Source organism: Pseudomonas sp. PS02302 (genome assembly GCF_029959585.1).
Taxonomy (GTDB): domain Bacteria; phylum Pseudomonadota; class Gammaproteobacteria; order Pseudomonadales; family Pseudomonadaceae; genus Chryseomonas; species Chryseomonas aestiva.
The window spans coordinates 1-9,921 of record NZ_JASCON010000124.1 but is presented as its reverse complement, the minus strand read 5'-3'; the positions used below and the strand labels follow the sequence as shown (position 1 = coordinate 9,921).

Here is a 9,921-nt window from a genome sequence, read left to right as displayed (position 1 = left end):
TCATCGTCAACATCGGCCACGATGTGATCGAGAAGCCGCCGTTCTTCATGACCCGTGGCGGCACCGAGGTCATCCACATCAACTTCCGCTCCGCCGAAGTCGATCCGGTGTACTTCCCCCAGGTCGAAGTGGTCGGCGACATCGCCAACGCCATCTGGGAGATCAAGGAGCGCATCGAAGTCCAGCCCACTTGGGACTTCGACCGCCTGCTGCACATCCGCGAAGCCAACGAGGCCCATGTTGCCGAAGGCGCCACCGATGACCGCTTCCCGGTCTATCCGCAGCGCCTGGTGGCCGATCTGCGCAACGTGCTGCCGTCCGACGGCATCGTCGCCCTGGATAACGGCATCTACAAGATCTGGTTCGCCCGCAACTACAAGGCCTACATGCCCAACACGGTGCTGCTGGACAACGCCCTGGCCACCATGGGCGCCGGCCTGCCGTCGGCTATGGCCGCGCGCCTGGTCCATCCCGGCACGCCTATCGTCGCGGTGTGCGGCGACGGCGGCTTCATGATGAACAGCCAGGAACTGGAAACCGCGGTGCGCCTGAAGATGAACCTGGTTGTCATCATCCTGCGCGACGACGGCTACGGAATGATCCGCTGGAAGCAGGCGCAGATGGGCTTCGAGGACTTCGGCCTGGACTACGGCAATCCGGACTTCGTCCGCTACGCCGAAAGCTACGGCGCCCACGGCCATCGCGTGGAAAGCGCGGCCGCCTTCGCGCCGCTGGTGCAGCACTGCCTGGACACCCCCGGCGTCCACGTCATCGACTGCCCGGTGGACTACTCCGAGAACGACCGCATCCTGCACCAGGACATCAAGGAACGCAGCGCGGCGGTCTGATCGGCCAACCCCGGCGATCCAATTGACGCCCCGGCCTCCAGGCCGGGGCGTTTTTCATTGCGGCCGAAGAAAACCATCCGCCCTCTTCGACCCTCCACCCACCGCTAATATCGTCAAACTAATAGGCAGGAAAACCCAGTAAAAACAAACAGATACGACATAGGACCACTCCGGATCCTGCCGAATATCCAGGTAATCACGCAGCCTATCGTCCGGATTCGAATATTGCGGCGATTCGCGTTCTATTAAGCAGGCCTTAAGAATCGTAGTCATGGATATGCCCGTCCTTGAGCCCTCGCTGTCGCCTGCCATCCCCTCGGCGCGGTGGCGGATCGAGCGCCAAAGACCCGACGATTCCTTGGGGCCAATCCGTGGTTACCCGCACCAGCGGCCAAGCGCCCCTTCGCACCGACCGGTCCTGCCGGGCGGCTGACGAATCGACAGAGGCTGCCGTAACCGCGAAGCACGAGGCGCGAGGTCTCCAGGCCCGCACCTTCCAACGCTCCGCTATCCAGGTAGTCCACATGCAGCAAGTTGGCTGGAATCCATTAAGCAATATAAACGTCAGGGCCAAGCTGGGCCTTGGCTTCGCCCTGCTCATCGGCATGATCCTGCTGGTGGCCTACACCGGCTGGTCGGCCACCGATACCCTGCGCGATCGCAGCGAGCGCATGAACGATATCGCCGGCTACAGCACCCTGGTCCGCGACATGCGCATCGAGCGGCTGGTGTATTTCACCAAGGCCGATGACGCCCAGGCGGCCAGGTGGCTCGCCGCCCTGGACAAGACCGAAGGCCAGCTGCAAGCCATCCTCCCGCACTTCGATTCGCCAGCGAACAAGGCCCTGCTCGACGAGGCCGGGGCCGCGCTCAAACGCTATCGCGACTTCTACAACCAGACGATCACCGCCACCCGCGAACGGGAATCCATCCGCAAGATCGCCAGCAGCGCGGCAGAGGCAGCCAATGTCCAGCTGCTGACGCTGGCCGAAGAGGCGAATGGCGAGACCGGGCGTCCTGCCGATCGCCAGCAGCTGGCGACGCTCTTCATCGGGGTGCAGCGGATGAGGGTCGATTTCCGTGGCTACGCCACCGCACCCGGCAAGGACAGCGAGCAGACGGCGCGCACCTCCGTCAATGCCGCCCTCACCCAGGCCAAGGCGCTCGGCGCCACGGCGTTGCCGACCGAGACCGTGCAAAAGCTAGTCGGTGAAATCTCCGGCTACGGGCAGCGTCTCGATCAGCTGGTGGCCGCTCAGGCGCAGGTCGATCAGGCACAGGGCGGTATCACCACCACCATCACCACCCTGCTCGGCATCGCCGACAAGCTCACCGGCATTCAGCAGGAATTCCGCACGGCCGACGTGGCCGGTGCCCGTCAGCTGCTGCTGATCTGGCTGGCCGTCGCCATCGCCCTGGGTCTGGCCTGTGCCTGGCTGATCACCCGTTCCATCGTCAAGCCCTTGCAGGACACCGTGGCCTTGGCCGAGCAGGTAGCCAACGGTGATTTCACCCATCAGCAGCAGGTCACCCGCAAGGATGAACTGGGCGCCCTGCAGACCAGCATGCAAGGCATGACCGGCAACCTGCGACGCCTGATCGGCGAGGTACGCGACGGTGTGGTCCAGGTGGCCAGTGCCGCCGAGCAGCTGTCGGCGGTCACCGAACAGACCAGCGCTGGCGTGCAAGCGCAAAAGGTCGAGACCGACCAGATCGCCACCGCCATGCAGGAGATGACCGCCACCACCCACGAGGTGGCGCGCAACGCCGGGAACGCGGCCAAGTCCGCGCTGGAAGCCAGTCGCCAGGCCCTGCAGGGCGAGCAATCGGTGAGCAAGGCGGTCGACCAGATCGAGGTGCTGGCCCGGGAAATGGAATCGACCAAGGCGGCCATGGCCACCCTGCGCGGCCATGCCGACAGCATCGGCGGCGTGCTCGACGTGATCAAGGCGGTTTCCGAGCAGACCAACCTGCTGGCGCTGAATGCCGCCATCGAGGCCGCCCGCGCCGGCGAGGCGGGACGCGGCTTCGCCGTGGTCGCCGACGAGGTCCGCGGCCTGGCCCAGCGCACCCGCTCGTCGACGGACGAGATCGCTCAGCTCATCACCGGTCTGCACCAGAGCACCGACCGCATGGGCACGGTGCTCGACCACAATGTGCAACTGACCGAAAGCAGCGTCGGCCTGTCGCGCGAGGCGGGCGAGATGCTCAAGCGCATCACCCGCTCGGTGAAGGACATCGAGTCGATGAACGAGCAGATCGCCTGCGCCGCCGAGCAGCAGAGTTCGGCTGGCGAAGAGATCAGCCGCAATGTCACCAACGTCCGCGACATCTCCGACCAGACCGCCGCCGCCAGCGAAGAGACGGCTTCTTCGAGCATGGAGCTGGCCCGCATCGGCGTACGCCTGCAGGAGATGACAGCGCGCTTCAAGGTGTGAGTCGAGCGCCTTCCCTCACCCCGACCCTCTCCCCCAGGGAGAGGGGGCGCCTCGGGTCTGCCCCGGCGTAGGGTGGAAAACGGCACAGCCTTTTCCACCATCACGCATCAACTCCCCCTACCCCAGGCTGACCTCTTCCAGCAACCGCCAAAAAGTGCTAGCGCCGGATCGGCGGCCTCCGCGGGACGGGTCACCAGCACATAGCGCTCACGCAGTTCCGGCATGGCCGGCCAGGGCGTCACGTCGGCCCGGTCGGAAGCCATGGCTATCTATGCCTGCGTCGCCGAACGCTCGGCGCTGACCGGCAAGGTGCACGCCTTCATCGACTTTCTCGAACAGGCCTTGCAGCCGAAATCCGGCCAGGGCCCTGGTCGCGATCCTGACCAGAGCCGCGCGCTCAGGCGCGCAGTACCAGGGTGTTGATGTCGGTGTGTCGCAGCATGTGAGAGGTCTGACTGCCCAACAGGAAGCGCCTGGCGGCGGAATGGCTGTAGGCGCCCATCACCAGCAGATCGGCCCGGGTAGCCTGGACCCGATCGGGAATCACCTCTTCCGGATGCCCCGGAACGAGCTGCGTCGTCACCACGCTGCCACAGGACCTCAAGAGATCCGCGGCGGCTTCCAGTCCGACCAGCCGGGCCGGACTGGCGTCGCCAACCTGCAGGATCTCGCCTTCGAGCCCAGACAACAGCAGGCTCTTCGCGACACGCAACAAGCCCTGATGGGTGGCTTCGCTGCCATCGTAGGCGACCAGAAAGCGCCGGGGCTCGGTGAAGTCGGCAGCGCAGACCAGGATGGGTTTGTGCAGCATCCCCACCACCGTTTCCAGCTGGCTGCCGATGCCACGACTGCCAGAATGCTGCCCGCGTTTGCCGATCACCAGCACACCCAGCTCCGCCTCCAGCTCGTGTAGGGTATCCGCCAGATAAGCATGGCGCTGGAGCGTCGTTGGCACCGCCGCCACGCCTCGCTCGCGCAACCGCTGCAGGGCCCCATCCAGCAGCGCCGCGCCGTCAGCCCGCGCCAGACGGGCACGCTGCTCGTCCAGGCGGGCCAGCTCTTCGAGCAGGTGCTCGCGCGAGCCGAGACCGATGGCGCCGCTGGTGTCGGGTGAGTTCGGATAGAGGCTGCGTTCCAGGACATGCAGCAGGGTGATGGGCAGCGCCAGGCGGTGGGCCAGCCAAGCGCTGTGGTCGCAGACGCTGCCCGCCAGGGGCGAGCCGTCGATACAGGCGATGATCTTGCTCATGGGTGTCTCTCCTCAGTGGCCCGGCAGTTCGCTGCCGGCTCCGGGCTTGTCGTGGATGCCGAAGCGATCGACCAGGGTCGCGCTGGCCTGGTCGAGGTCGAGGACCTGCACGGTCACGCCTTCCCGGCGATACCTGAGCACGACCTTGTCCAGGGCGGCGACGGCGGTGATGTCCCAGAACTGGGCCGCCTTGAGATCGATGCGGACCTCGTCCAGCACCTCCTTGAAGTCGAAGGCGTCGATGAAGGCCGCGGTGGACGAGAAGAACACCTGACCCCGCACCTCGTAGACGCGAATGCCGGGCGCTTCCAGACGGGACGTCAGCCTCAGCTGGTGCCCCACCTTGTTGGCGAAGAACAGCGAGGCCAGCAAGACCCCGACCAGCACGCCGAGCGCCAGGTTGTGGGTAGCGACCACGACCACCACGGTGGCCACCATCACCAGGTTGGTGGAGAGCGGATGGCGCCGCAGATTGCGGATCGAATCCCAGCTGAAGGTGCCGATGGACACCATGATCATCACCGCGACCAGCGCCGCCATGGGGATCCGTGCGAGCCAGTCGCCAAGGAACACCACCATCAGCAGTAGGAAGACTCCCGCACAGAGGGTGGACAGCCGGGTGCGCCCGCCGGATTTCATGTTGATCACCGACTGGCCGATCATGGCGCAGCCCGCCATGCCGCCCAGCAGGCCGGCGGCGATGTTGGCGATCCCCTGTCCCTTGCACTCGCGATTCTTGTCGCTGGGCGTGTCAGTGATGTCATCGACGATGGTGGCCGTCATCAGGGACTCCAGCAGCCCCACCACGGCCAGTGCCAGGGAATAGGGCAGGATGATCAGCAGGGTGTCGAGGGTCAGCGGCACCTGGGGCCAGAGCAGCACCGGCAGGGTATCGGGCAGCTGTCCCATGTCACCCACCGTGCGGATATTCAGCCCCAGGGCGAGGGAGACGCCCGTCAGCACCAGGATGCACACCAGGGGCGACGGCAGCAGCCGGCCCACCATCGGCAGCAGCGGGAACAGATAGATGATGCCCAATCCGGCGGCGGTCATGGCGTAGACCTCCCAGCCGACATGGGTCAGCTCGGGCAACTGGGCCAGGAAGATCAGGATCGCCAGGGCATTGACGAACCCCGTCACCACGGAGCGGGACACGAAGCGCATCAGCGCGCCCAGACGCAGGTAGCCGGCGGCGATCTGCAGCACCCCGGTCAACAGGGTCGCGGCCAGCAGATACTGCAGGCCGTGCTCCTTGACCAGGGTCACCATCAGCAGCGCCATGGCGCCGGTAGCCGCCGAAATCATCCCGGGGCGACCGCCGACGAAGGCGATCACCACGGTGATGCAGAAGGAGGCGTAGAGCCCCACCTTGGGATCGAGCCCGGCAATGATGGAAAAGGCGATGGCTTCGGGGATCAGCGCCAGGGCGACGACCAATCCGGACAATACATCGTTCTTCACATTGGAAAACCAATGTGTTCTGAGGGTATTCAACATAGACAACTCGCACCTGTGCCTGACCCGTCAAGCGAGTGGCAGACGCCGGATCAGGCGTGAATTCCAGGGTTGGCAGCCGCCCCGTCGCGGGCGCGACAAGACGGCAGAGGTCCTTGCAGCGGGGCAAGGACGAGGGAGGCGCGAGCTATGGGGGACTGGGTTGCCAGTCGCGGGAAGGGAAATGCATGCCCCGAAGGTATCACGAAAGAACGAGCCCTTGTAGACCGCGCCCGCCGGTGTGGCCGGGCGTCAACCTGCCCTCACCGGCTTCCGCCATCGCTGACAAGGTAGGTAGCCCGGTCGATCCCACGCGGCAACTGGTCCGGCGTCCGGGTGATCAAGCCGATGTCCTTGGCCGCGTCGTAGCCCAAGCGTCGTCTGTTGCTTTCGGAGGACAGCAAGGTGGTGAGTTCCTCCGGGGTCAGCTTGAGACAGCCCTTGTAGATCTCGCGGAACTTGAGGTTCTCCCGCTCGACGTCCTCGAACGCCTGCTTGGCCTGGTCCGGCTTAATGTAGCCGTTGACGGCGATGGCCGCCGCGGCCGGATGCAGGAGAAAGCTGGCGAGTGGCGCGGCATAACGATCTTCGGCCGCGCAATAGATCATGGTGGCGGATGAATCCGTCGCAGCGGCGTCGATGGTATTGATGTGCAGCGGATAGTGGCGGATGAACTCGTAGGCGACATAGCCCGCCTCCATGCTGCCGCCAGGGCTGTTGAGGTAGAGATTGACGTTCTTGGTCGCGGGATACTTGAGGGCGATGTCGCTCAGGGCGGCCAGCAGGGAGCTGACCGAGCGGTCGTTGATACCGCTGTTGAAGTACACCGACGCGGTGTCGGTACTGGCAGCAGAGCCCTCTCCGCGGATGACGGTCATCTCGGCGGAGGCCTCCGTCAGGCAGCCCGCGGCCAGCAAGGCCAAGGCCCCGGCGGACAACCGCTTCGCAACGTTCGAACGTCTCATCCCTGCTCGCTCCCAGGTCGGCAACCGGCCAAAGACCTGAAACGCTAGAGCGTGAGACTTAAGATCGGCTTAAGGCAGGGCGCCCTGCCTTGATCGCCGCGCACTCAGTCCTTTTTCAGCAGCCCGGCCAGCCCGGCGAAGGGGTTGTGGGTGGCCTGGGCCACCTTGGGCGTGCTCAGCGAGCTGTCGCTGAAGTACTGCTGATCGGTGTAGCGGCTGTGCTCGTTGTCGTGGCAGTACAGGCAGAGCAATTCCCAGTTGGAGCCGTCCTGGGGATTGTTGTCGTGGTTGTGGTCTCGATGGTGCACGGTCAGTTCGCTCAGGCGCTTGCCGGCGAACTCGCGGGCGCAGCGACCGCAGACGTGGGGATACATCTTCAGCGCCTTGTCACGATAGCCGCGTTCGCGCTCGCGCTGGGTCTCGGCGAGGATTCGATCCAGCTTCGAGGTATCGGTAGCCATGCTGCACCTGGGTAGTCGGGTAGAAAGGCGCAGTATAGCCCGGGCCCGGGCTGCCCGGTGAGCGCCCGTCACTGGCTTCGACTGCCGAGCGCCCTGCCTGCCGGGAGGGCAGCGAAGTACTGCAATCGTCCTTCGCTGCGGCCTGCCCTCGCCTCAGAGGCGCATTCCCACTGCCAGCCGGTTGAAGGCATTCATCAACGCCACCGCAAAGGTCAGGTCGGCGATTTCCGCGTCGCTGAATTGCGCTCTGAGCGGTTCGTACACCGCGTCGGGGGCGCCCTTCTCGGCGACAGCGGTCAGGGTCTCGGCCCACTCCAGGGCAGCACGCTCGCGGGCGTCAAAGAGGTTGCTGAGGCGCCAGCCGGCCAGACGATCCAGCTTGGCCTGGCTGACGCCCTGCTCGCGCAGGGTTTCGGCGTGCTTGCCCAGGCAGAAGGCGCAACCATTGATCTGGGAGATGCGCAGATAGATCAGCTCCACCAGCTCCAGGCCGAGTGAACTCTGCGCCAGGGCCTGGCCCGTGGCGATCAGGCCCTGGTAGGCGGCGGGCGAGAGGGTGGAAAACGGCAGTCGCAGTTGGCTCATGGCTTACTCCAGGGTAGCGGTCACAGGGTTGGCGAGCGCGCGGAAGGGCACCTCGCGGGAGAGTTGTTCACGGGCGGCCGCCAGGGTGTCGGCCACGTCAGCCGGGTCGCCGACCAGGCCCTCCAGATAGATGAAGTGCAGGTCGAACAGCCCCAGCGTGCCCAGAGCATGGCGCAGGTAGGAGGTGAGGAAGTCCGGCTGCCGCGCCTGGGGGCCGCGGTGATGACCACCCGAGCCGACCAGCAGGTAGACCGGCCGGTCGGCCAGCAGACCGCGCTTGCCCGCAGCGGTAACCGCGAAGGTGCGGCCGATGCGCAGCACGAGGTCGAGCCACAGCTTGAGCGCCGCGGGCAGGGTGAAATTGTGCAGCGGCGTATTGATCAGCAGCAGGTCGCTGGCCTCCAGTTCGCCAATGAGGGTTTCGGACAGGGTGAATACCGCTGCCTGCGGTGGCGTGCGTCGGGTCAGGGCCTCGGCATAGTCGGCGCTCAGCGGCGGCAGCGGCATGGCGGCCAGGTCCCGTTCCAGTACCTGCAGACCAGGACAGCTCCGCCGCAGCGCGGCCAGGAGTTCACCGGCCAGCCGATAGCCCAGGGAGGTGGCCGGACGTGGGCTGGCGTTGACATGGAGGGCGGTCTTCATGGCGTCACCTCCGCCGTCAGCCGCTCGGCGAAATGCAGGCCGCGGGCGAGCAGGCCCTGGCGGAAGTAGAAGCGCTGGGCCAGCGGCATGTGCAGACCGGTATCCAGGATCAGGTGGGAGCAGCCGCGATCCAGGGCTTCGCTGCGGACCGCCGCCAGCAGCTGGTAGCCCAGGCCGTCGCGCTGACGGGCCGGCTGCACCACCAGATCATCGACATAGAGGAAGCGGCCGTAGAGCAGATTCTCCAGCTCGCGATACCCGGCCAGGCCGACCACCTCGCCCTCCTCCAGGGCGGCCAGCAGCCGGTAGCCCTGGGCCGCCTGGCGCTGGAGTTGCGCCTGGTAACGTTCGGCATCGTCCAGGTGCGGGCGCAGTATCCGCATCAGCGTCAGGCTGGCCAGGCACAGCGGATGATCGGGCAACAAAGGCTGGAAGGTCAGGGGCATGACGGCTGTCTCCTGGAAAGATGACCCCACTCTAGGCAGCCGATGGCCTAGGCTATAGAGCCAAGAAAGATACAAACGACCAGGCCATGACTCTCACCGCTGCCCTCGACAGTCGCCTCGCCCTGCCGCTCTACCGGCAGCTCTATCAGCGCTTTCGCCAGGCGCTGGACGAAGGGCGCCTGCGACCCGGTGACCGGGTGCCCGCGGTGCGCGCCCTGGCGGCGGAGCTGAACGTGGCCCGGGGAACGGTGGAGATGGCCTATCAGCAGCTGATTGCCGAAGGCTTTCTGCTGCCGCGCGGTCCGGCCGGGACCATCGTCTCGCCCCAGTGGCGTCGCCCGGCCGCACCAGCACCGGCCTTACCCTCCTCACCGGACGCCGCGGCGATCCATGCCGGTGGCGCGCCGCTGCCCCTGCAGCTGGGCCTGCCGGCGCTGGACGCCTTTCCGCGCAAAGGCTGGACGCGCCTGGCCGCGCGGCAGTTGCACAGCCAGGGCCGGGAGGGGCTGGTCTATCCCGATGCCCGGGGTCACGCCGGTCTGCGCGCCGCCCTCGCCACCTACCTGGGCCTGTCCCGCGGGATCGCCTGTGCTCCGGAGCAGGTGTTCGTCTGCGCGGGCTATCGCGCCTGTCTGGACCTGATCGTCCAGACGCTGCTGGCGCCCGGCGACGCCTGCTGGTTCGAGGAGCCCGGCTATTTCATCGCCCGCCAGGCGCTACAGGGCGCCGGCCTGGCTCTGGTGCCGGTGCCCGTGGACGCGGCGGGACTGGACGTCGCCGCCGGTCTCGCCCG

At 66.2% G+C, this 9,921-nt stretch carries 11 protein-coding genes; 4 read left to right on the top strand and 7 right to left on the bottom strand.

Translation table 11 applies throughout. The annotated features are described in order from the left end of the window. From QMX82_RS24770 to QMX82_RS24760, 3 genes are all read left to right on the top strand, one after another. Nucleotides 1–848, top strand: an 848-nt coding sequence (locus tag QMX82_RS24770; protein ID WP_282288512.1) for a thiamine pyrophosphate-dependent enzyme, incomplete at its 5' end; no start/stop codon positions are given. A gap of 524 nt (nucleotides 849–1,372) precedes the next feature. After that, a complete protein-coding gene (locus QMX82_RS24765) occupies nucleotides 1,373–3,286 on the top strand; it encodes a HAMP domain-containing methyl-accepting chemotaxis protein (RefSeq protein ID WP_282288511.1) in 1,914 nt (637 codons plus the stop codon). Between the two features lie 261 nt (nucleotides 3,287–3,547). Beyond that, the gene (locus QMX82_RS24760; RefSeq protein ID WP_261793977.1) at nucleotides 3,548–3,709 is read left to right on the top strand and encodes a hypothetical protein; all 162 of its coding nucleotides are present in this window, start codon (nucleotides 3,548–3,550) and stop codon (nucleotides 3,707–3,709) included. Here QMX82_RS24760 and QMX82_RS24755 read toward each other — a convergent pair. The 7 genes from QMX82_RS24755 to QMX82_RS24725 all read right to left on the bottom strand — a co-directional run bounded on the left by QMX82_RS24755 (nucleotide 3,684) and on the right by QMX82_RS24725 (nucleotide 9,128). After that, the gene (locus QMX82_RS24755) at nucleotides 3,684–4,535 is read right to left on the bottom strand and encodes a universal stress protein (RefSeq protein WP_282288510.1); all 852 of its coding nucleotides are present in this window, start codon (nucleotides 4,533–4,535) and stop codon (nucleotides 3,684–3,686) included. The two genes, QMX82_RS24760 and QMX82_RS24755, sit on opposite strands and share 26 nt — an antisense overlap. A gap of 12 nt (nucleotides 4,536–4,547) precedes the next feature. Continuing rightward, on the bottom strand, nucleotides 4,548–6,032 hold the full coding sequence (locus QMX82_RS24750; protein WP_282288509.1) for a SulP family inorganic anion transporter: 1,485 nt from the start codon (nucleotides 6,030–6,032) through the stop codon (nucleotides 4,548–4,550). A 260-nt stretch (nucleotides 6,033–6,292) separates the two neighbouring features. Further along, complete coding sequence (locus QMX82_RS24745; RefSeq protein ID WP_282288508.1) at nucleotides 6,293–6,907, bottom strand: ATP-dependent Clp protease proteolytic subunit; 615 nt, start codon at nucleotides 6,905–6,907, stop codon at nucleotides 6,293–6,295. A 191-nt stretch (nucleotides 6,908–7,098) separates the two neighbouring features. Beyond that, nucleotides 7,099–7,455 (bottom strand): YajD family HNH nuclease, encoded by a 357-nt coding sequence (locus QMX82_RS24740; RefSeq protein WP_133859758.1) that lies wholly within the window; start codon nucleotides 7,453–7,455, stop codon nucleotides 7,099–7,101. Between the two features lie 153 nt (nucleotides 7,456–7,608). Next, on the bottom strand, nucleotides 7,609–8,040 hold the full coding sequence (locus tag QMX82_RS24735) for a carboxymuconolactone decarboxylase family protein (RefSeq protein WP_282288507.1): 432 nt from the start codon (nucleotides 8,038–8,040) through the stop codon (nucleotides 7,609–7,611). A 3-nt stretch (nucleotides 8,041–8,043) separates the two neighbouring features. After that, nucleotides 8,044–8,682, bottom strand: coding sequence for an FMN-dependent NADH-azoreductase (locus tag QMX82_RS24730; protein ID WP_282288505.1), 639 nt, complete (start codon nucleotides 8,680–8,682; stop codon nucleotides 8,044–8,046). Then, nucleotides 8,679–9,128: a GNAT family N-acetyltransferase gene (locus QMX82_RS24725; protein WP_282288503.1), complete on the bottom strand. Its 450-nt coding sequence runs from the start codon at nucleotides 9,126–9,128 to the stop codon at nucleotides 8,679–8,681. The genes QMX82_RS24730 and QMX82_RS24725 overlap by 4 nt, the downstream gene beginning before the upstream one ends. A gap of 86 nt (nucleotides 9,129–9,214) precedes the next feature. Here QMX82_RS24725 and QMX82_RS24720 point away from each other — a divergent pair. Continuing rightward, on the top strand, nucleotides 9,215–9,921 hold a 707-nt coding region (locus QMX82_RS24720; protein ID WP_282288501.1), incomplete at its 3' end, for an aminotransferase-like domain-containing protein.

Coding starts and splice junctions, on each gene's coding strand:
- QMX82_RS24745 (WP_282288508.1), bottom strand. CDS start 6,907: ATGACCGTCATCCGCGGAGAGGGCTCTGCTGCCAGTACCGACACCGCG.
- QMX82_RS24750 (WP_282288509.1), bottom strand. CDS start 6,032: ATGTTGAATACCCTCAGAACACATTGGTTTTCCAATGTGAAGAACGAT.
- QMX82_RS24735 (WP_282288507.1), bottom strand. CDS start 8,040: ATGAGCCAACTGCGACTGCCGTTTTCCACCCTCTCGCCCGCCGCCTAC.
- QMX82_RS24740 (WP_133859758.1), bottom strand. CDS start 7,455: ATGGCTACCGATACCTCGAAGCTGGATCGAATCCTCGCCGAGACCCAG.
- QMX82_RS24765 (WP_282288511.1), top strand. CDS start 1,373: ATGCAGCAAGTTGGCTGGAATCCATTAAGCAATATAAACGTCAGGGCC.
- QMX82_RS24725 (WP_282288503.1), bottom strand. CDS start 9,128: ATGCCCCTGACCTTCCAGCCTTTGTTGCCCGATCATCCGCTGTGCCTG.
- QMX82_RS24760 (WP_261793977.1), top strand. CDS start 3,548: ATGGCTATCTATGCCTGCGTCGCCGAACGCTCGGCGCTGACCGGCAAG.
- QMX82_RS24755 (WP_282288510.1), bottom strand. CDS start 4,535: ATGAGCAAGATCATCGCCTGTATCGACGGCTCGCCCCTGGCGGGCAGC.
- QMX82_RS24730 (WP_282288505.1), bottom strand. CDS start 8,682: ATGAAGACCGCCCTCCATGTCAACGCCAGCCCACGTCCGGCCACCTCC.